This window comes from Pseudomonas sp. NPDC090755, assembly GCF_044769005.1.
Classification (GTDB): Bacteria; Pseudomonadota; Gammaproteobacteria; order Pseudomonadales; family Pseudomonadaceae; genus Aquipseudomonas.
Genome location: NZ_JBIVXC010000026.1, coordinates 35,722 through 55,051, shown reverse-complemented (window position 1 = coordinate 55,051; position 19,330 = coordinate 35,722). Strand labels below are relative to the sequence as shown.

Annotated in this window: 19 protein-coding genes; 13 read left to right on the top strand and 6 right to left on the bottom strand. The window is 65.1% G+C overall.

Going from position 1 to position 19,330, the window contains the following annotated elements; translation table 11 throughout:
* Positions 1–280 precede the first annotated feature (280 nt).
* The 6 genes from ACIQUS_RS25245 to paaN all read right to left on the bottom strand — a co-directional run bounded on the left by ACIQUS_RS25245 (position 281) and on the right by paaN (position 6,751).
* Positions 281–1,768, bottom strand: a complete 1,488-nt coding sequence (locus tag ACIQUS_RS25245; protein ID WP_403053235.1) for an aldehyde dehydrogenase family protein — start codon at positions 1,766–1,768, stop codon at positions 281–283.
* 35 nt (positions 1,769–1,803) lie between these two features.
* Positions 1,804–2,199 (bottom strand): c-type cytochrome, encoded by a 396-nt coding sequence (locus ACIQUS_RS25240; RefSeq protein WP_403053232.1) that lies wholly within the window; start codon positions 2,197–2,199, stop codon positions 1,804–1,806.
* Positions 2,200–2,447: 248 nt separating this feature from the next.
* Positions 2,448–3,365, bottom strand: coding sequence for a transcriptional regulator FeaR (feaR, locus tag ACIQUS_RS25235; RefSeq protein ID WP_403053228.1), 918 nt, complete (start codon positions 3,363–3,365; stop codon positions 2,448–2,450).
* A 77-nt stretch (positions 3,366–3,442) separates the two neighbouring features.
* Entirely contained in the window at positions 3,443–4,366 is a 924-nt protein-coding gene (gene paaX, locus ACIQUS_RS25230) for a phenylacetic acid degradation operon negative regulatory protein PaaX (protein ID WP_403053225.1), read from the bottom strand.
* Positions 4,367–4,449: 83 nt separating this feature from the next.
* Positions 4,450–5,046: a phenylacetic acid degradation protein PaaY gene (gene paaY / locus ACIQUS_RS25225; RefSeq protein WP_403053222.1), complete on the bottom strand. Its 597-nt coding sequence runs from the start codon at positions 5,044–5,046 to the stop codon at positions 4,450–4,452.
* Between the two features lie 19 nt (positions 5,047–5,065).
* On the bottom strand, positions 5,066–6,751 hold the full coding sequence (gene paaN / locus ACIQUS_RS25220; protein WP_403053219.1) for a phenylacetic acid degradation protein PaaN: 1,686 nt from the start codon (positions 6,749–6,751) through the stop codon (positions 5,066–5,068).
* A 391-nt stretch (positions 6,752–7,142) separates the two neighbouring features.
* Between paaN and paaF the strand changes: the two genes are divergently transcribed.
* The 13 genes from paaF to ACIQUS_RS25155 all read left to right on the top strand — a co-directional run bounded on the left by paaF (position 7,143) and on the right by ACIQUS_RS25155 (position 19,320).
* On the top strand, positions 7,143–7,916 hold the full coding sequence (paaF, locus tag ACIQUS_RS25215; protein ID WP_403053216.1) for a 2,3-dehydroadipyl-CoA hydratase PaaF: 774 nt from the start codon (positions 7,143–7,145) through the stop codon (positions 7,914–7,916).
* A gap of 43 nt (positions 7,917–7,959) precedes the next feature.
* Positions 7,960–8,751, top strand: a complete 792-nt coding sequence (gene paaG, locus ACIQUS_RS25210; protein WP_403053213.1) for a 2-(1,2-epoxy-1,2-dihydrophenyl)acetyl-CoA isomerase PaaG — start codon at positions 7,960–7,962, stop codon at positions 8,749–8,751.
* 3 nt (positions 8,752–8,754) lie between these two features.
* Entirely contained in the window at positions 8,755–10,272 is a 1,518-nt protein-coding gene (gene paaH, locus ACIQUS_RS25205) for a 3-hydroxyacyl-CoA dehydrogenase PaaH (RefSeq protein ID WP_403053210.1), read from the top strand.
* Entirely contained in the window at positions 10,265–10,714 is a 450-nt protein-coding gene (gene paaI, locus ACIQUS_RS25200; protein WP_403053207.1) for a hydroxyphenylacetyl-CoA thioesterase PaaI, read from the top strand. The genes paaH and paaI overlap by 8 nt, the downstream gene beginning before the upstream one ends.
* Positions 10,707–11,912 (top strand): 3-oxoadipyl-CoA thiolase, encoded by a 1,206-nt coding sequence (gene pcaF / locus ACIQUS_RS25195; RefSeq protein WP_403053204.1) that lies wholly within the window; start codon positions 10,707–10,709, stop codon positions 11,910–11,912. Before paaI ends, pcaF begins: the two co-directional genes overlap by 8 nt.
* Positions 11,913–11,998: 86 nt before the next feature.
* Entirely contained in the window at positions 11,999–13,312 is a 1,314-nt protein-coding gene (gene paaK, locus ACIQUS_RS25190; protein ID WP_403053201.1) for a phenylacetate--CoA ligase PaaK, read from the top strand.
* A gap of 253 nt (positions 13,313–13,565) precedes the next feature.
* Positions 13,566–14,558 (top strand): 1,2-phenylacetyl-CoA epoxidase subunit PaaA, encoded by a 993-nt coding sequence (paaA, locus tag ACIQUS_RS25185; RefSeq protein WP_403053198.1) that lies wholly within the window; start codon positions 13,566–13,568, stop codon positions 14,556–14,558.
* Between the two features lie 27 nt (positions 14,559–14,585).
* Positions 14,586–14,867: a 1,2-phenylacetyl-CoA epoxidase subunit PaaB gene (gene paaB / locus ACIQUS_RS25180; RefSeq protein ID WP_128324817.1), complete on the top strand. Its 282-nt coding sequence runs from the start codon at positions 14,586–14,588 to the stop codon at positions 14,865–14,867.
* 10 nt (positions 14,868–14,877) lie between these two features.
* A complete protein-coding gene (paaC, locus tag ACIQUS_RS25175; RefSeq protein ID WP_403053193.1) occupies positions 14,878–15,639 on the top strand; it encodes a 1,2-phenylacetyl-CoA epoxidase subunit PaaC in 762 nt (253 codons plus the stop codon).
* Positions 15,626–16,159, top strand: coding sequence for a 1,2-phenylacetyl-CoA epoxidase subunit PaaD (gene paaD, locus ACIQUS_RS25170; protein WP_403053190.1), 534 nt, complete (start codon positions 15,626–15,628; stop codon positions 16,157–16,159). Before paaC ends, paaD begins: the two co-directional genes overlap by 14 nt.
* A gap of 25 nt (positions 16,160–16,184) precedes the next feature.
* Positions 16,185–17,261 (top strand): 1,2-phenylacetyl-CoA epoxidase subunit PaaE, encoded by a 1,077-nt coding sequence (paaE, locus tag ACIQUS_RS25165; RefSeq protein WP_403053187.1) that lies wholly within the window; start codon positions 16,185–16,187, stop codon positions 17,259–17,261.
* A gap of 107 nt (positions 17,262–17,368) precedes the next feature.
* Positions 17,369–17,677 carry a DUF485 domain-containing protein gene (locus tag ACIQUS_RS25160; RefSeq protein ID WP_403053184.1) on the top strand — a complete coding sequence of 103 codons (309 nt, stop codon included), beginning with the start codon at positions 17,369–17,371 and terminating at the stop codon, positions 17,675–17,677.
* Complete coding sequence (locus tag ACIQUS_RS25155; protein ID WP_403053181.1) at positions 17,674–19,320, top strand: cation acetate symporter; 1,647 nt, start codon at positions 17,674–17,676, stop codon at positions 19,318–19,320. The genes ACIQUS_RS25160 and ACIQUS_RS25155 overlap by 4 nt, the downstream gene beginning before the upstream one ends.
* Positions 19,321–19,330 lie beyond the last annotated feature (10 nt).

Sequence of the window (19,330 nt, the reverse complement as noted above, 5' to 3'; positions counted from 1 at the left end):
TGCGTAGCACCTTCGGCGTAGCCGAAGAGCGCGAGCCGTAGACTTGGCGAAGCAAGTCGTAGGCCGCGTGGCCCCGGAAGACACCGGAGCGAAGGAACCCGAAGCGAAGCGTAGGGCCGTATGTAGGAGCAGGCGGTTTTGCCTACTTTTTCCAAGAAAAAAGTAGGCCGCCGTAAAGGCGGAAGGCGCCGGCAGCGTCGCTGCAAGAAATGGATAAGCACACAGCCTCACCCCCCAAAAAAAGGCAGACCCGAGGCCTGCCAAGAGGAGCAAAAAACGATCAGTGGGCAATACACACCGACTTGATTTCGGTATACGCCTCGACCACCGCACGCCCAAACTCACGCCCCATGCCAGATTGCTTGACCCCACCGAACGGCATGTTCGGGTCCAGCAACACATGAGCGTTGACCCACACCGTACCGGCCTCGATACGCGGCACCAGGTTCATCGCCTTGGTCAGGTCATTGGTCCACAGACTGGCAGCCAGGCCGTATTCACTGTCGTTGGCCATGGCGATCGCCTGATCCTCGTCGTCGAAGACAATGACCGAAAGCACCGGACCGAAGACCTCGGCACGGGCCACCGCCATGCTGTGGTCGACATCGGCAAGCACCGTCGGCTGCACGTAGAAACCGGCACTCTCCACCAGCTCCCCCCCCGTGACCACGCGAGCGCCTTCCTGCTTGGCCGTCTCGATATGCTTGAGCACACTCTGCTGCTGCTTGCGCGACACCAGCGGATTGACCGCCGCAGTGGTGTCCATGCCCGCACCGATCGACATGCCGGAAACCGCCGCAGCGAGGCCAGCAACGAAATCATCGTAACGCGAGCGGTGCACATAGAAGCGCGAGGCCGCGGCGCACACCTGGCCGTTGTTGAGCAGCCCGCCCAGCAGCGCACCCTGCACGGCTTTGTCGATATCGGCATCGGCGAGGATGATCATCGGGTTCTTGCCACCCAGCTCAAGCGCGAAGCGGGTCATGTTCTGCACGGCGACGCCGCCGACGATCTTGCCCACCGCCGTCGAACCGGTGAACGACACCTTGTCGATCTTCTTGTGCGAGGCGAGCGCCTGGCCGACATTGCCAGCCCCGGTCACCAGGTTGAACACCCCGGCGGGAATGCCCGCCTCGATCGCCAGCTCAGCCAGGCGCAGGGCGGTCAGCGGCGTTTCCGGCGATGGCTTGATCACTACCGTGCAGCCGGTGGCCAGCGCCGGCATCAGCTTCCAGGCAGTGATCATCAACGGGAAGTTCCACGGCACGATGCCGGCGACCACGCCGACCGGTTCACGGCGGGCAAACGCCGTATAACGCGCCCCTTCCGGCAGCGGGATGGACACATCGAGGGTCTGCCCTTCGATCTTGGTCGCCCAGCCGGACATATAGCGCATGAACTCAACGGTGGCGCCGACATCCAGCATCCGCGCCATGTTGATCGATTTACCCTGGCACAGGGTTTCCAGCTGCGCCAGCTCCTCGCCGTGCGCTTGCACCAGGGCCGTGAAACGCAACAGGATGCGCTCGCGATCCGCCGGGCGCAGCCCCGACCAGACTCGCTCCTCGTGCGCCTTGCGCGCCGACAACACAGCACGTTCGACCAACTCCATACTGGCGTCGGCCACCTGGGCGATGGTTTCGCCGGTCGCCGGGTTCAGCACCGGCGAGGTGGACCCTTGCGGCACAACCCACTGGCCATCGATGAAGCAGCCGTGCCGACGCTGCAGAAAAGCGGCCACCTGGGGCAGTACATCAACCTTGCTCATTCTCTTTCCTCATCATTGATGGAGTCGACCCGGGCTCACTGCTGGCTCAGGAAGCAGGCAACCGCCGCGCTGTCTGCAGCGGCCATGCCCATGTAGGGCATGTAGGTGCCCGGCACGAAGGCCTGCGGCTGGGTAATGAAGGCCTGGAGGTTTTCGGTCTTCCAGGGCACGGCCTTGTCCTTCATCGCCTGGGAATAGCTGAAACCCGGGAACGTGCCCGAGGTGCGACCGGCCACCCCGTGCAGGTTGACCCCCATCATGCCCTTCACGTCTTTCTGTACGGTGTGGCACACCGAGCATTCCTGGGCGAACAACTGGCTACCCTTCTCCACCGACGCGGGTACACAGGCTGCGGCCTGCACCTGGGTGACCGCAAGCAATGCCAGCAGCGAGCAACCGGCCAGGCACTGGCGAATCTTGTTGTTATGCATGGAGCTGAAACCTCTGACCTGGGCATCCGCACTGCCCGCTGAAACTCCTACCCTGGGGAGACCATCGACCGCACAGCACGGACGATGGCCTTTGACAGGTCGATTTAAACCGCTGTGGCCGAAGACCGTTTTTTTCTGCATGCCAGTCGTATTGGCCGTTCTGCCAATTCGACGGGCATTGATGGGCAAGGCGCACTATTGGCGCTTGCGGGGAGACAACCCGTCACGCGGGTTGTGCCAGGTGGGAATCAGTGCTGGTAACGCTTGCGGTATTCGCCCGGCGATACGCCAAAACGGGCTTTGAAGGCGGTGGAGAAATAGCTGGCATCGGAGAACCCCCAGGAATAACCCAGGGCCGACAGTTTCTGCTGCTCTGCACTGTGGCGCAACGACTCGGCGCAGAAGTCCAGACGACGGTTCTTGATGTACTGGGCCACCACCAGGCCCTTCTTCGAGAACATCCGGTACAAGCCCCGAACCGACACACCGACTTCACGGGCCAGCAGTTCCGGACACAGCTCTTCACTGCGAATGTGTTCATCAATGAAGGCAATGGTCTTGCGAAACAGCCGTTCATGCACATCCGGATCCGCCTCGGCATTGCCGATGACCGGGCGCAACAAACTGACGATAGCCTCCAGGGTCGCTTCGCTCTCCTGCAGGCTGAGCGTGTCCTGGTGGGTCGCTTCCACGACCAGTCGATGGGTCAACATCGCAATGGGCGAGCGGCCGTCGATGCGCTGGGCGCAGCGGATCGTGCTGAAGCGCTGGCTGTGCTCGACCACATGACGAGGCAGGATCAATGACAGCTGGCGTGAGTTGTCGCTGTAGGTGAAATCGCTGGGCAAGGTCGCATCGATCAGCGTGATATCGCCAGGACCAAGTGCGGCCCGCTTGCCGTCCTGTTCCATTGCAGCCTGACCTTGCAACTGGAACACCGCGAAGAAATGCCTGCTTTCGCTCTGCTCGACCTCACGCCCGGTGCGATAGAGACGGGCTTGAGCGACATCCACGAAACTCAGCTTGATCGCACCGGCCTTGTGTTCCCTTACCGCGCCGGAAAACTCAGGCCCCAGGGTCTTGGCGCAAAAACGGCCGCAGGCCTGGTTGATACTCTCCAGCCATTCATCAAAACGGTCTGCCCTGAGTGCACTTGCAGTCATCATGATGTTACCGGCCTCACTGCTATTTTTATTATTGGCCAGGCACAGAGCGCCTCTGTGCCCGGATTACCGCATAACGACTACTTCAGTCCGCCGAAGCGCAGGTAGAAACTTTCCCCGACCTCCGGCAACGGACCGTCGGCAGTTTCCAGCGCGCTGCTCAGGTACTCTTCGCCTTTGGCATGGACCAGACGGTAGATGTTGCGGCACAGCTGACGGGCCGCCCGCCCTTCCCAGTCGCCGGGGAGCAGCTCGTCGGGCAACTGCGGGTCGCGCAACAGCAGTTTGCGGTATTCATGGATCAGCAGCGTGCGGGCCAGGAAACAGTCCATCGGCTGCAACTCATCCTGCTCGCGCAGCGCTTGCCACAACGGACGGAACAGCTGGATGAACTCGCTGTACTGCCCGGCCAATGCCTCGATGTTCCAGCTCTCGCGCACCTGCATGCGTAGCGCCTTGGAGGCCAGCACATCCTGCGCGGTGGTTTCGAAGAGAATGGTGTCTTCCAGTACCTCAAGATCCTGCAGGGTGGCCACCACATCGGCGCGCTCACAGCGCGGGCACGCCAGCATCACCGGCGAAATCGCGCCGAAACCTTGCCACTCCAGTTCCTCGCGCACCTGTTTGCGCTTGTCCTGGGGCAATTGCGAAAGCAGGACCAGGGTCCAGGAACCATCCCAGGCCGGCAGCGCAGAACTGTAGACGCGCTTGAACGCCTTCTCGAAACGTCGACGACCGGTCCCCGTCAAGCTGTAGTAGCTGCGGCGGCCGACCTTCTCGGCGCTCAACCAGCCTTCCTTGGTCAGGCGGAAAATAGAAGTACGGATCAACCGCTCGTTGATGCCGATGGGTTCGAGCAACTGGATCAGGCTACCGAGCCAGACCGTTCCACCATGCGGTTCGATGGCATCACCGTAGAGGGTGATGATCAGCGAGCTGGCACGCAGCGGCGTCTGCTGCTGGAAACGGGTAATCAACTGATTGAGGGGAGCAAGGGACGTCATGGGAGAACCGGGCAGGAGGTTACTGCGAAATATACCCGCTGAGCGCCCGTCATGACCATTGGCGGGCACCTTGGCCGCACTGCTCATTGCCCCTCCCCTTTGGGCCGCAAGGTGCTGGCACTGATCCGCGGGCGAGCCGCCTCGACCTCGCTCAGCGGCTCGCAAGCGACCATCCCCTGGATGCAGCGCTGGGCAAGGCGCTGGTACTCCGCCGTGCCCGCCTGTTTCCAGGCCACCTCCTCATCACTGAGGCGACGCTTGACCGCCGCCGGAGCACCGAGCACCAGCGACTGCGCATCGCAGCGAAAGCCCGCCTTGACGAAAGTCGTGGCCGCAATGAACGAGCGCGGGCCGATCTCGGCGTTGTCCATGACCACGGCGTTCATGCCGACCAGCACGTCCTCGCCGATGCGGCAGCCGTGCAGTACCGCGCCATGGCCGATGTGGCCGTTGCGCCCCACCACCGTGTCGCTCTCGGGAAAGCCGTGCATCACGCAGGTGTCCTGGATATTGGCACCCTCTTCCAGGACGATGCGTCCGAAGTCGCCGCGCAGGCTGGCCAACGGGCCGACATAGCAGCCGGCACCGATGATCACGTCGCCGATCAGCACCGCGCTGGGGTGCACATAGGCGCTGGGGTGTACGACCGGGGTCAGGCCGTCGAGGCTGTAGCACGTCATGGCAATGTCCTCGTTGTTCTTAGTGGGCCGCGTGGCGGCGACTCTGGACGATGACGAAGCGTCGGCTGACGAAAGCAGCGTCGCTGATCGAGGCATTCGCCGCCGGATTGGCGCCAGTGGCATGGAAGTCGCTGAAGGCCGCCGACTGGTTGACGAACACGCCGCCGTCGAGGTTCACCGACAACGCCACAGCGACATCCTGGGCCAGCGCCTGGGCCTGGTCGATAAAGCGCTCGTCGGTGGAGTACACACCAAGGGTCATGGCGCCCTTGGCGGCGATCACCTCGCGGGCGACCTGCAGGCTGTGCGCGCTGTCGTCGGTGGCAATGATGAAGGCGATGGGGCCAAAGCGTTCCTGGGTATAAGCGTCGCGCTGGGCCGCGTCGACCTTCAGCAGCAGCGGCGTGCATACCCGCGCGCCAGGGAACTGCGGATGCTCGCGCACTTCGCTGTCGAGCAGTACTTCGCCAAGCCCGCGGCAGGCGTCGATACGTGCAACCGTCGCCGGCGACTGGATGGCGCCAAGCACGGCGCAGGCGCGATCATTGTCGCAGAGCAAACCGTTGATGGCAGCGGCCAGGGCATCGGCAACCTGGGCGAAGCTGAGCTGTTCGTCACCGTTGCGAATGCCGCCGCGTGGCACATAAATGGCCTGGGTGGTGGTGCACATCTGCCCGGAATAGAGGCTGAGGGAGAACGCCAGGTTCTTCGCCACCGCCTTGAGATCGCGGGTGCTGTCGATGATCACGGTGTTGATGCCGGCCTTCTCGGTGAACACCTGGGCCTGCAGTGCGTGGCGCTCCAGCCACTCGCCGAAGGCATTGGAGCCGGTGAAATCGACCAGCTTGACCCGCGGATCGAGCGCCAGTTGCTGCGCCACCGGTGCCTCTGGCGTATCGACCACCAGGCTGACCAGCGCCGGGTCGAAGCCCAGCTCGGCGAGCACCTCTTGTGCCACCTTGACGCTCATCGCCACCGGCAGGATCGCCCCCGGGTGCGCCTTGACCAGCACCGGGTTGCCGGTGGCCAGGCTGGCGAACAGGCCCGGGTAGGTGTTCCAGGTCGGGAAGGTCGAACAGGCGACCACCAGCGACAGGCCGCGCGGCACGATGTGCCAGCGCTTGTCCAGTTGCAGCGGGTCGAGCTTGCCTTGCGGCTTGACCCACTGCGCCGCCTGCGGCACCTCGGCCATTGCCCGCCAGGCATAGGCCACGGCTTCCAGACCACGATCCTGGGCATGCGCGCCGCCAGCCTGGAAGGCCATCATGAAGGCCTGGCCAGTGGTGTGCATCACCGCATGGGCCAGGGTCGGGCTCAGCGCATTGAGGCGGCTGAGGATTTCCAGGCAGGCGCCGACCCGCGCCTGCGGGCCGGCATCGCGCCAGGCCGGCAGCGCCTGCTGCTGGCGCGCAAGCAACTGTTCGGCGTCGTACCGATCGTAGCTGACCCCGAGGTCGAAGCCGTAGGGCGAACGCTCGGCACCGACGCGCCCCACCGCGGCCGGACCCTGCAGCGCGAACGGCCGGTTGAGCAGCGCCTCGAAGGCGGCTTGCGCGCCCTCTACCGCTGCTGCCGGGTACTGCTTGAGCTGCTCGCTGTAGGGCGACCAGTAGCCGCGTTCGGCAATGGCCTGCAGCGCGCGGTCGAGCGTGGCGCGGTGGTGGTCGAACAGTTCCAGGGCAGCGCGGGTGGCGGTGGACGGCATGGCGTATTTCCTCGAGAAACCGGCGGCAAGGGCACAAAGCTACGAAAAGCGATGCGTCATTCGATATTTTTTGTATCACAACGCTTTTTGACAGATAAGTAAAGAGATCTGTATCGGAATGTCATGACCGAGCAGCAGGCCATCCCTGCCGTCAGCCGGCTAGCACGCGTATCCGCGCTATATTTGGCAGCCATAATCCCAAGACAAGGGCCGGAAGAGCACCAAAACATAAGACACAAAATAATTATTTTGCATTGTTGTTTTGTATCACTTTGTGCGTATACTCGAAAAAAGTCGGCCCGCCAGGCGCCCTCGTCGGTGCCCGTCCAAACGCCGCAACATCCAAAACCTGCCGGCCACCAAGCCGCGCGTGCAGCCAGAGGAGCGCTCGATGCCTCGCACCCTTGCCGTTCTTGCCCCCGAAGCGGGCGTACGCCTGATCACCCTGCAGCGCCCGCAAGCGCTGAACGCCCTGAACACCGAGTTGCTCGGTGAGCTGGCAGCCGAACTGGAGCAGGCCGAACGCGATCCCGACACCCGCGCCGTGGTCATCACCGGCAGCCGCAAGGCGTTCGCAGCCGGCGCCGACATCAAGGAAATGGCCGAACGCGACCTGGTCGGCATCCTCAACGATCCGCGCGTCGCCCACTGGCAGCGCATCGCCGCCTTCTCCAAACCGCTGATCGCCGCGGTCAACGGCTTTTGCCTGGGCGGCGGCTGCGAACTGGCCATGCACGCCGACATCCTCATCGCCGGCGAAGACGCCCGCTTCGGCCAGCCGGAAATCAACCTCGGCATCATGCCCGGCGCCGGCGGCACCCAACGCCTGCTGCGCGCGGTCGGCAAGTCGCTGGCCATGCAGATGGTGCTCACCGGCGAGGCCATCGATGCGCGCTTCGCCCAGCGTGCCGGCCTGGTCAGTGAAGTGACCCAGCCCGAGTTCACCGTCGATCGCGCCATCGCCATCGCCCGCGTGATCGCGCAGAAAGCGCCGTTGGCGGTACGCCTGGCCAAGGAAGCACTGCTCAAGGCCCAGGACACGGACCTGGCCAGCGGCCTGCGCTTCGAGCGCCATGCCTTCACCGTGCTGGCCGGCACCGCCGACCGCAATGAAGGTATCGCCGCCTTCCAGGCCAAGCGCCGCCCTGAATTCACCGGCCAGTAAGCCTGGCTGCCCCTTCCCTGTTTATCCCTGGAGCGCCCCTTCGATGAATTTCCAGCACATCCTGTTTGCCATTGAGGACGGCGTCGCCACCCTCAGCCTCAATCGCCCGGATCAACTCAACAGCTTCAACGCACTGATGCACACGGAAGTGCGCGAAGCACTCAAACAGGTGCGGCAGAACCCCGAGGTGCGTGTCCTGTTGCTCTGTGGCGAAGGCCGTGGCTTTTGCGCAGGCCAGGACCTTGGCGACCGCAATGTCGCCCCCGGCGCCGCCGCGCCAGACCTGGGCGAGTCCATCGAGCAGTTCTACAACCCACTGATCCGCGCCCTGCGCGATCTGCCGTTGCCGGTGATCTGCGCGGTCAACGGCGTTGCCGCCGGCGCCGGGGCGAACATTCCGCTGGCGTGCGACCTGGTCCTGGCGGCCCGCTCGGCAAGCTTTATCCAGGCGTTCTGCAAGATCGGCCTGATCCCCGATTCCGGCGGCACCTGGACCCTGCCGCGCCTGGTCGGCACCGCCCGCGCCAAGGCCCTGATGCTGCTCGGCGAGCGCCTGAGCGCCGAGCAGGCCGAGCAGTGGGGGCTGATCTACCGGGTGGTCGACGACGCCGAGCTGCGCGATGAAGCGCTCAAGCTGGCGCGCCACCTGGCCAGCCAGCCGACCTACGGCCTGGCGCTGATCAAGCGCAGCCTGAACGCCAGCCTGAACAACAGTTTCGACGAACAACTGGACCTTGAGCGCGACCTGCAGCGCCTGGCCGGTCGCAGCGAGGACTACCGCGAAGGCGTCAGTGCCTTCATGGCCAAACGCACCCCAACCTTCAAGGGACGCTGAGTGATGAGCGCACTGAACCAGAGCACCGTCGTCGCCGTGATCGGCGCCGGCGCCATGGGGGCCGGCATCGCCCAGGTGGCGGCGCAGGCCGGCCATCCGGTGAAACTGCACGACACCCGTCCCGGCGCCGCCGCCCAGGCCATCGACGGCATCGACCGGCAGCTCGGCAAGCTGGTGGAAAAAGGCAAGCTCAGCGCCGAGGCGCGCGCCGCCACCGTGGCCCGCCTGCAACCGGCCGACGCCATCGAGGCGCTGGCCGATGCGGGCCTGGTGATCGAGGCGATCGTCGAGAACCTTGAGGTCAAGCGTGGCCTGCTGCGTCAGCTGGAGGCGCTGTGCAGCGCCGACTGTATCCTCGCCAGCAACACCTCGTCGCTGTCGATCACAAGCCTTGCCGCGGGTCTGGCCCACCCCGAGCGGGTGATCGGCATGCATTTCTTCAACCCGGCGCCGCTGATGGCCCTGGTCGAGATCGTTTCCGGCCTGGCCACGCCACGGGTGCTGGCCGAGCAGCTGTACGCCACGGCGAGCGCCTGGGGCAAGCAGCCGGTGCACACCCAGTCGACTCCCGGCTTCATCGTCAACCGCGTGGCCCGGCCGTTCTATGCCGAAAGCCTGCGCCTGCTGCAGGAAGGCGCCGCCGACTGCGCGACCCTCGACGCCCTGCTGCGCGACGCCGGCGGCTTTCGCATGGGCGCCTTCGAGCTCACCGACCTGATCGGCCATGACGTCAACTACGCGGTGACCTGCTCGGTGTTCGCCGCCTATTACGGCGACTTCCGCTTCCAGCCGTCGCTGATCCAGAAAGAGCTGGTCGACGCTGGCCGCCTCGGACGCAAGAGCGGCCACGGCTTCTACAACTACGCCGAAGGCGCCGAGCGCCCGCAGCCGGTAGAACTGACCAGCGCCGCCCACGTCGACAGTTGCGTGGTGGAGGGCGATCTGGGCGTGGCCGAACCCCTGGTCCAACGCCTGCAGGACGCCGGCGTGCAGGTGGTACGGCGTGATGGCAGCGGCCTGCTGCGCGTCGGCGATGCACTGCTGGCCCTGTCCGACGGACGCCTGGCCAGCCAGCGCGCCCAGGACGACGGCCTGCGCAACCTGGTGCTGTTCGACCTGGCGCTGGACTATGCCAAGGCCGGCCGCCTGGCCATCGCCTGCGCCGCCGACACCCGCGACAGCGCCCGCGACCAGGCCGTGGCCCTGCTACAACGTGCCGGTCTCAAGGTCAGCCAGCTTGCCGACCTGCCTGGCCTGGCCGTGCTGCGCAGCGTGACGATGCTCGCCAACGAAGGCGCCGACGCGGTACTGCAAGGGGTCGGCAGTGCCGCCGATATCGACCTGGCCATGCGCGCCGGGGTCAATTATCCGCAGGGTCCGCTGGCCTGGGCCGACGCCATCGGCCTGCCGGGCGTGCTGCGCACCCTGGAGCACCTGCAGGCAAGCTATGGCGAGGAACGCTATCGCCCTTCCCTGCTGCTGCGCCGCCGGGTCGCCGAAGGGAGGTGCCTGCATGACTAACCACGACGCCTTGTCGCTTGCCACCCGCTGCGCCGAGGAAATGTTCGAGCGCGATACCGCCAGCCAGCGGCTGGGCATGCGCCTGCTCTCGGTCGCGCCGGGCCGGACGATGATCGGCATGAGCGTGCGCGAAGACATGATCCAGGGCCACGGCACCTGCCATGGCGGCTACCTGTTCGCCCTCGCCGACTCGGCGTTCGCCTTCGCCTGCAACAGCTACAACGACGCCTGCGTGGCGATCGGCTGCAGCATTGACTACGTCGCCCCGGCACGCCTGGGCGACACCCTGACGGCCCACGCCAGTGAGCTGAGCCGCAGCGGTCGCACCGGCAACTACGACGTACGCATCGAAAACCAGCACGGTCAGTTGATCGCCCTGTTCCGTGGCAAGTCCTACAAAGTGCGCGGCACCGTGCTGGCGCAGGAGACCCCGAATGAATGACGCCCTGATCATCGACGCCATCCGTACCCCCATCGGCCGTTACGCCGGCGCCCTGTCCAGCGTGCGCGCCGACGATCTCGGCGCGATCCCGCTCAAGGCCCTGCAGCAGCGCCACCCGCAGCTGGACTGGAGCACCATCGACGACGTGATCTACGGCTGCGCCAACCAGGCCGGCGAAGACAACCGCAACGTCGCGCACATGGCCTCGCTGCTCGCCGGCCTGCCCGTCAGCGTGCCGGGCACCACGCTGAACCGCCTGTGCGGCTCCGGCCTGGACGCCATCGGCTTCGCTGCACGCGCCATCCGCTGCGGCGAAGCCGGGCTGATGATCGCCGGCGGCGTCGAGTCGATGTCGCGTGCGCCGTTCGTCATGGGCAAGTCCGAGCAAGCCTTCGGTCGTAGCGCGGAGATCTTCGACACCACCATCGGCTGGCGCTTCATCAACCCGCTGATGCAGGCGCAGTTTGGCACCGACTCGATGCCGGAGACCGCGGAGAACGTCGCCGCGCAGTTCAATGTCTCGCGCGCCGACCAGGACGCCTTCGCCCTGCGCAGTCAGCACAAGGCGGCCGCCGCCCAGGCCAGCGGTCGCCTGGCCAAGGAGATCGTGGCGGTAGAGATCCCTCAGCGCAAAGGCCCGGCCAAACGGGTCGAGCACGACGAACACCCACGCGGTGACACCACCCTGGAGCAACTGGCCAGGCTCGGCACGCCGTTTCGCCAGGGAGGCAGTGTCACCGCCGGCAACGCCTCGGGGGTCAACGATGGCGCCTGCGCGCTGCTGCTGGCCAGCCCGCAAGCGGCTGCGCGGCATGGCCTCAAGGCCCGTGGCCGGGTGGTGGCGATGGCCAGCGCCGGCGTCGAACCGCGCCTGATGGGCATCGGCCCGGTACCCGCTACCCACAAGGTGCTGGAACTGGCGGGCCTGAGCCTGGCCGACATGGACGTCATCGAACTCAACGAAGCCTTCGCCGCCCAGGGCCTGGCCGTATTGCGTGAACTGGGCCTGGCCGACGACGACGCACGGGTCAACCCGAACGGCGGCGCCATCGCCCTCGGCCACCCGCTGGGCATGAGCGGTGCGCGCCTGGTCACCACCGCGCTGCACGAACTGGAAGAACGCCAGGGCCGCTACGCACTCTGCACCATGTGCATCGGCGTCGGCCAGGGCATCGCACTGATCATCGAGCGGCTCTGACACGTCGGTCGCCGAGGGTTATTCTGCTTATCAGCACTCAAAGGCCTGCGTGCGGGCCTATGCACAAAAACAATTCGAGTGAAACCATGAACATGTCTGTTAACACGAACCTGCTTGATCCGATGGAAACCGCCAGCATCGACCAGTTGCGCCAGCACCAGCTGGAGCGCCTGCGCTGGAGCCTCAACCACGCCTACCACAACGTGCCGCTCTACAAGCAGCGTTTCGACAGCCTGGGCGTTCACCCCGACGACCTGAAATCGCTGGACGACCTGGCCAAGTTCCCGTTCACCGGCAAGAACGACCTGCGCGACAACTATCCCTACGGCATGTTCGCCGTGCCGATGCACGATATCGTGCGCCTGCATGCCTCCAGCGGCACCACCGGCAAGCCGACCGTGGTCGCCTACACGCAAAATGACATCGACACCTGGGCCAACGTGGTCGCCCGTTCGATCCGCGCGGCCGGTGGCCGGCGTGGCGACAAGGTGCAGATCTCCTACGGCTACGGCCTGTTCACCGGCGGCCTGGGCGCGCACTACGGTGCCGAGCGCCTGGGCTGCACGGTGATCCCGATGTCCGGCGGCCAGACCGAGAAGCAGGTCCAGCTGATCCGTGACTTCCAGCCGGACATCATCATGGTCACCCCCTCGTACATGCTCAACATCGCCGACGAGATCGAGCGTCAGGGCATCGATCCGCACAAGCTGGCGCTGCGCCTGGGCATCTTTGGCGCCGAGCCCTGGACCGCCGAGCTGCGCCGCGCGGTCGAGGAGCGCATGGGCATCACCGCCCTGGACATCTATGGCCTGTCGGAAATCATGGGCCCGGGCGTGGCCATGGAATGTGCCGAGACCAAAGACGGCCCGACCGTCTGGGAAGACCACTTCTACCCGGAAATCATCGACCCGGTGACCGGCGCAGTACTGCCAGACGGCGAATACGGTGAGCTGGTGTTCACTTCGCTGAGCAAGGAAGCGCTGCCGATGATCCGCTACCGCACCCGCGACCTGACGCGCCTGCTGCCAGGCACCGCACGGCCGATGCGTCGCATCGACAAGATCACCGGGCGCAGCGACGACATGCTGATCATCCGCGGGGTCAACGTGTTCCCGACGCAGATCGAGGAGCAGGTACTAAAAATAAAACAGCTTTCAGAGAATTATGAGATACATCTGTATCGCAATGGAAACCTCGACGGCATGGACGTGCACGTGGAGCTCAAGCATGAACTGCAAGGCCTGGACGGCGACCAGCAAAAGCTGATCGGCAACGAACTGAGCAAGCAGATCAAGAACCATATCGGCATCAGCGCACGCGTGCTGATCCAGCCCTCGCACAGCCTGAAACGCTCGGAAGGAAAGGCCTGCCACGTATTCGACAAGCGCAAGCTGGGCTGATCCCCGCCTTTCTCGACCCCGCTTCGGCGGGGTTTTTTTTGCCCTGTAGGAGCGGGCTTGCCCCGCGAAGCGATGTAGCCGCCAGCCGACAATCGCGGGGCAAGCCCGCTCCTACCGAAGGGCCGATCGTCGATGTGATACAAAAAATATATACGACACACAATTTAGTGTTTGATATTTATTTTTGTATCATTTAAAAATACAGCCATGGCCAAGGCCTCCCGAGAAACCTTTACAAGGCTGGAGACGCAGCATGTACGCACAACTGGTTGAGACCGGCGTTAAGCGGGTCAAAGCGCTGGACGAAATGTCCCCCGAGGAGCGCGCCTTCCAAGAGAAGATCGACGCCGAGATCAAGATCGAGGCCAAGAACTGGATGCCGGATGCCTATCGGCAGACCTTGATCCGCCAGATCTCCCAGCACGCCCACTCAGAGATCGTCGGCATGCTGCCGGAAGGCAACTGGGTGACCCGCGCCCCAACCCTCAAGCGCAAGCTGCAACTGATGGCCAAGATCCAGGACGAAGCCGGTCACGGCCTGTACCTGTACAGCGCGATGGAAACCCTGGGCGCCGACCGCGACGAGGAGATCGCCAAGCTGCACAGCGGAAAGGCCAAGTACTCGAGCATCTTCAACTACCCGACCCTGAGCTGGGCCGACATGGGCGCGGTCGGCTGGCTGGTCGACGGCGCGGCGATCGTCAACCAGGTGGTGCTGCAGCGCACCTCCTACGGCCCCTACTCGCGGGCGATGATCCGTATCTGCAAGGAAGAGAGCTTCCACCAGCGCCAGGGCTACCAACTGCTGCTGACCATGATGAAAGAAGGCACCCAGGCGCAGAAGGACATGGTCCAGGACGCGATCAACCGCTTGTGGTGGCCGGCCCTGATGATGTTCGGCCCCAGCGACGAGCACTCGCCGAACAGCGCCCAGTCGATGGCCTGGAAGATCAAGCGCCAGGGCAACGATGAGCTGCGCCAGCGTTTCGTCGACCAGACCATCCCGCAACTGGAACTGCTCGGCTGCACCGTGCCGGATCCGGACCTGAAGTGGAACGAAGCGCGCGGCCACTACGACTTCGGCGAAATCCAGTGGGAGGAGTTCTACGACGTGCTCAAGGGCAATGGCCCGTGCAACGCCGAGCGCATCGCCACCCGCCGCAAGGCCATCGAGGACGGTGCCTGGGTTCGCGAAGCCGCCGTCGCCCACGCCCGAAAAAAACAATCCAAGCGCAACGCCGCTTGATCAAGCCCTGATCTGGAGAACCCCGCCATGTCCGAATGGACCCTGTTCGAAGTTTTCGTGCGCAGCAAGCACGGCCTCAACCACAAGCATGTCGGCAGCGTGCACGCCGCCGACGCGGCGATGGCCATCGAGAACGCGCGCGAGCTGTACACCCGCCGCAACGAGGGCGTGAGCCTGTGGGTGGTGCCCTCGGCGCTGATCACCGCCTCGTCCCCGGACGAGAAAGACCCGCTGTTCGTGCCCTCGGAAGACAAGGTCTACCGCCACGCCAGCTTCTACGAGCTGCCGGCCGAAGTCGGCCACATGTGAGGTCAGCGCCATGAACCAACGTGAAGACCTCATCCAATACCTGCTGCGCCTGGGCGACAGCGCCCTGATCCAGGGCCAGCGCCTGTGCGAATGGTGCGGCAAGGCGCCGGCACTGGAAGAAGAACTGGCGCTGATGAACGTCGGCCTCGACCTGGTCGGCCAGGCACGCAACTGGCTGGACTACGCCGCCGAGCTGCTGGCCGACGGCCGCGACGCCGACCACCTGGCGTTTCGCCGCGACGAGCGCGCCTACCGCAACCTGCTGCTGGTCGAACAACCCAACGGCGACTACGCGGTGACCATTGTCAAACAGTTCCTCTTCGATGCCTGGCACTTCCAGGTATTGAGCGCCCTGAGCACCTCCAGCGATGAGCGCATCGCCGGTATCGCCGCCAAGGCGCTCAAGGAAGTCACCTACCACCTGCGCCGCTCCGGCGAGTGGGTCGAGCGCCTGGGCGACGGTACCGAGGAAAGCCACCGGCGCATGCTGGCGGCGATCGAGCAGGTCTGGCGCTTCACCGTCGAGCTGGTCAACGGCGACGACACCGAGCAACGCCTGGCCGAGGCTGGTATCGCGCCACAGCCGCAAACCATCGCCAGCGCCTGGCGCGCCAAGGTCGATGAAGTGTTCACCTGGGCCACCCTGCCAGTACCGGCGGCGGCCAGCCACTTCTACCTGAGCGGACGCCGCGGCGTGCACAGCGAGCACCTGGGCATCCTGCTGGCCGAAATGCAGTTCTTGCCGCGAGCCTATCCCGATGCGACCTGGTGAGCTGATCGCCAGCGACCTCGGCGCGCGCCCCCTCCAGGCCAACGACCTGGAGCAGGCCTGGGCCGTGCTCGGCGCCGTGATGGACCCGGAGGTCCCGGTCGTCAGCGTGGTCGATCTGGGCATCGTGCGCGACCTGGACTGGCAAGGCGGCCACCTGCACGTGGTGGTCACCCCGACCTACTCCGGCTGCCCGGCCACCGAGGTGATCGAGCAGGACATCGCCGACGCCCTGCAACAGGCCGGCTTCGCCGCGCCGCAACTGGAGCGCCGGCTGACCCCGGCATGGACCACCGACTGGATCACCGCCAGCGGCCGCGAGCGCCTGCGCGCCTACGGCATTGCCCCGCCGGCCGGCAGCACCAGCAAGCGCAGCCTGCTCGGCGAGTGCGACCCGGTGTGCTGCCCGCAATGCGGCAGCGCGCACACCGAACGCCTCAGCGAATTCGGCTCGACCGCCTGCAAGGCGCTGTACCGCTGCATCGAGTGCCGCGAGCCTTTCGACTACTTCAAGTGCATCTGAGCAGCGTGCTGCCGGAGACAATAAAATGAGCAAGTTCCACAGCCTGAAGATTAAAGAAGTGCGCCCGGAGACCCGCGACGCGGTGTCGATCGCCTTCGACGTACCGGCCGAGCTGGCCGACGATTTCTCCTTCACCCAGGGCCAGCACCTGGTGATGCGTACCCACCTCGATGGCCAGGAAGTACGCCGCTCCTACTCGATCTGCACCGGGGTCAACGACGGTGAGTTGCGCGTGGCGATCAAGCGCGTGCCCGGCGGGCTGTTCTCCGCCCATGCCAACGATAGCCTCAAGGCCGGGCAGCACCTGGACGTGATGCCGCCATCCGGGCACTTCTACGTGCCACTGGATGCCGCGCGCCACGGCCATTACCTGGCGGTGGCTGCCGGCAGCGGCATCACGCCGATCCTGTCGATCATCAAGACCACCCTGGAGCGCGAGCCGCACAGCAGCTTCACCCTGCTCTACGGCAACCGTTCGAGCAACTCCGCACTGTTTCGCGAACAGCTCGAGGACCTGAAGAACCGCTACCTGCAGCGTCTCAACCTGATCTTCGTGTTCAGCCGCGAGCAACAGGACGTCGACCTCTACAACGGCCGCATCGACGCCGACAAGTGCGGCCAGCTGTTCAGCCGCTGGCTCGACGTCAAGGCCCTGGACGCGGCCTTTATCTGCGGCCCGCAGGCCATGACCGAAACCGTGCGTGACCAGCTCAAGGCCAACGGCATGCCCGCCGAGCGCATCCACTTCGAACTGTTCGCCGCCGTGGGCAGCACGCAGAAACGCGAAGCGCGCCAGGCCGCCGCCCAGGTCGACAGCGCCAAGAGCCAGATCACCGTGATCAGCGACGGTCGCGAGCTGTCCTTCGAGCTGGCACGCAACAGCGCCAGCGTACTCGACGCCGGCAACGAGCACGGCGCCGAGCTGCCCTACTCGTGCAAGGCCGGGGTGTGCTCGACCTGCAAGTGCAAGGTGATCGAAGGCGAGGTGGAGATGGACAGCAACTTCGCCCTCGAGGACTACGAGGTGGCGGCCGGCTATGTGCTGTCCTGCCAGGCCTTCCCGCTCAGCGACAAGGTGGTACTGGACTTCGACCAGCTCTGAGCGCCCCACCCTCTGCCGGCCTTACCCAAGTGGTGCCGGCAAGGCCAGGGCCTTGCCGTACCCCTGAAAACACCGACTCGACAATCACAACAAGAGAGCGCGCAACCATGATCCAACAAGACCCCGAACATCTGCGGCAACACCCGGACTTCATCCAGCTGGTGCGGCGCAAGCAGCGCCTGACCTGGTCGCTGACCCTTTTGATGCTGACGATCTATTTCGGCTTCGTGCTGGTAATGGCCTTCACCCCCCAGGTACTGGCCCAGCCGCTCAACGGCGGCGCCACCAGTATCGGCATTCCCGTGGCAGTGGTAGTGATCCTGCTCTCGTTCACCCTCACCGCCTTCTACGTACAGCAGACCAACCAGGTGCTCGACCCGCTCGTCGCGAAACTGGACCAGGAGGTTCAACAATGAAGACTTCCCACCTGCTGTTGCTGTGCACCGGCCTGTTGTCGAGCGGCGCCGCCCTGGCCGGCGAAGCCGCCACGCGGCCGCTGAACTGGAACGCCATCGGCATGTTCCTGGTCTTCGTCCTGTTCACCCTTGGCATTACGCGCTGGGCTGCCTTGCGCACCCGCTCGGCCAGCGACTTCTACACCGCCGGCGGCGGCATCAGCGGCCTGCAGAACGGCCTGGCGATCGCCGGCGACATGATCAGCGCGGCATCGTTCCTGGGCATTTCGGCGATGATCTTCATGGCCGGCTACGATGGCCTGCTCTACTCCCTGGGCGTCGTGGCGGCCTGGCCGATCATCCTGTTCCTGATCGCCGAACGGCTGCGCAACCTCGGCAAGTACACCTTCGCCGACGTGGTGTCCTACCGCCTGGAGCAGTCCCCCATCCGCATCGTCGCCGCCGTCGGCACCCTGATCGTGGCGCTGATGTACCTGACGGCGCAGATGGTCGGTGCCGGCAAGCTGATCGAACTGCTGTTCGGCATCAGCTACCTGCAGGCGGTACTGCTGGTTGGCGTGCTGATCGTCTTCTATGTGACTTTCGGCGGCATGCTCGCCACCACCTGGGTGCAGATCATCAAGGCGGTGATGCTGTTGTCCGGCGCCACCTTCATGGCCTACACGGTGCTCAAGCACTTCGGCTTCAGCACCGAGGCGATGTTCGCCGGCGCTGCCGCCGTGCACGCCAAGGGGCAGGCGATCATGTCCCCCGGCGGCCTGTTGGGCAACCCGATCGACACCATTTCGCTCGCGGTCGGCATGATGTTCGGGACCGCCGGCCTGCCCCACATCCTGATGCGCTTCTTCACCGTCAAGGATGCCCGTGAAGCGCGCAAGAGCGTGCTCTACGCCACCGGCTTCATCGGTTATTTCTATGTACTGCTGATTGCCATCGGCTTCGGCGCCATCGTCATCGTCGGCACTGACCCGGCGTTCCGCGATGCCAACGGCGCGATTGTCGGTGGCGGCAACATGGTTGCGGTGCACCTGGCCCAGGCAGTGGGCGGCAGCCTGTTCCTCGGCTTCATCTCGGCGGTGGCCTTCGCCACCATCCTCGCCGTGGTCGCCGGTCTTGCGCTGTCCGGCGCCTCGGCGGTGGCCCACGACCTGTACGCCTGCGTGATCCGCAAGGGCCAGGCCAGCGAACGTGAGGAAATGCGCATGTCGCGCGTGGCCACGCTGGTCATCGGCGTGCTGGCGGTGATCCTCGGCCTGCTGTTCGAGACGCAGAACATTGCCTTCCTGTCCGGCCTGGTGCTGGCCATTGCCGCCTCGGTTAACTTCCCGGTGCTGTTCCTCTCCATGTTCTGGAAAGGCCTGACCACCCGTGGCGCGGTCGCCGGCAGCCTGGTTGGCCTGACCTCCGCCGTCGCCCTGCTGGTGCTCAGCCCCGTGGTCTGGGTCGGCGTGTTGCACCACGAGCATGCGCTGTTCCCCTACTCGAACCCGGCGCTGTTCTCCATGACCCTGGCGTTCCTGGGTGCCTGGGTGTTCTCGGTAACCGACCGCTCACCCCGTGCGCACACCGAGCGCGGCCGCTACCTGGCCCAGTTCATCCGCTCCATGACCGGCATCGGCGCAGCTGCCGCCAGTCGTCACTGACCCAACGGAA

Bases quoted from the DNA above. Each gene is read 5' to 3' on its own strand.
- ACIQUS_RS25245 (WP_403053235.1), bottom strand. From the start codon at position 1,768: ATGAGCAAGGTTGATGTACTGCCCCAGGTGGCCGCTTTTCTGCAGCGT.
- ACIQUS_RS25240 (WP_403053232.1), bottom strand. From the start codon at position 2,199: ATGCATAACAACAAGATTCGCCAGTGCCTGGCCGGTTGCTCGCTGCTG.
- feaR (WP_403053228.1), bottom strand. From the start codon at position 3,365: ATGATGACTGCAAGTGCACTCAGGGCAGACCGTTTTGATGAATGGCTG.
- paaX (WP_403053225.1), bottom strand. From the start codon at position 4,366: ATGACGTCCCTTGCTCCCCTCAATCAGTTGATTACCCGTTTCCAGCAG.
- paaY (WP_403053222.1), bottom strand. From the start codon at position 5,046: ATGACGTGCTACAGCCTCGACGGCCTGACCCCGGTCGTACACCCCAGC.
- paaN (WP_403053219.1), bottom strand. From the start codon at position 6,751: ATGCCGTCCACCGCCACCCGCGCTGCCCTGGAACTGTTCGACCACCAC.
- paaF (WP_403053216.1), top strand. From the start codon at position 7,143: ATGCCTCGCACCCTTGCCGTTCTTGCCCCCGAAGCGGGCGTACGCCTG.
- paaG (WP_403053213.1), top strand. From the start codon at position 7,960: ATGAATTTCCAGCACATCCTGTTTGCCATTGAGGACGGCGTCGCCACC.
- paaH (WP_403053210.1), top strand. From the start codon at position 8,755: ATGAGCGCACTGAACCAGAGCACCGTCGTCGCCGTGATCGGCGCCGGC.
- paaI (WP_403053207.1), top strand. From the start codon at position 10,265: ATGACTAACCACGACGCCTTGTCGCTTGCCACCCGCTGCGCCGAGGAA.
- pcaF (WP_403053204.1), top strand. From the start codon at position 10,707: ATGAATGACGCCCTGATCATCGACGCCATCCGTACCCCCATCGGCCGT.
- paaK (WP_403053201.1), top strand. From the start codon at position 11,999: ATGAACATGTCTGTTAACACGAACCTGCTTGATCCGATGGAAACCGCC.
- paaA (WP_403053198.1), top strand. From the start codon at position 13,566: ATGTACGCACAACTGGTTGAGACCGGCGTTAAGCGGGTCAAAGCGCTG.
- paaB (WP_128324817.1), top strand. From the start codon at position 14,586: ATGTCCGAATGGACCCTGTTCGAAGTTTTCGTGCGCAGCAAGCACGGC.
- paaC (WP_403053193.1), top strand. From the start codon at position 14,878: ATGAACCAACGTGAAGACCTCATCCAATACCTGCTGCGCCTGGGCGAC.
- paaD (WP_403053190.1), top strand. From the start codon at position 15,626: ATGCGACCTGGTGAGCTGATCGCCAGCGACCTCGGCGCGCGCCCCCTC.
- paaE (WP_403053187.1), top strand. From the start codon at position 16,185: ATGAGCAAGTTCCACAGCCTGAAGATTAAAGAAGTGCGCCCGGAGACC.
- ACIQUS_RS25160 (WP_403053184.1), top strand. From the start codon at position 17,369: ATGATCCAACAAGACCCCGAACATCTGCGGCAACACCCGGACTTCATC.
- ACIQUS_RS25155 (WP_403053181.1), top strand. From the start codon at position 17,674: ATGAAGACTTCCCACCTGCTGTTGCTGTGCACCGGCCTGTTGTCGAGC.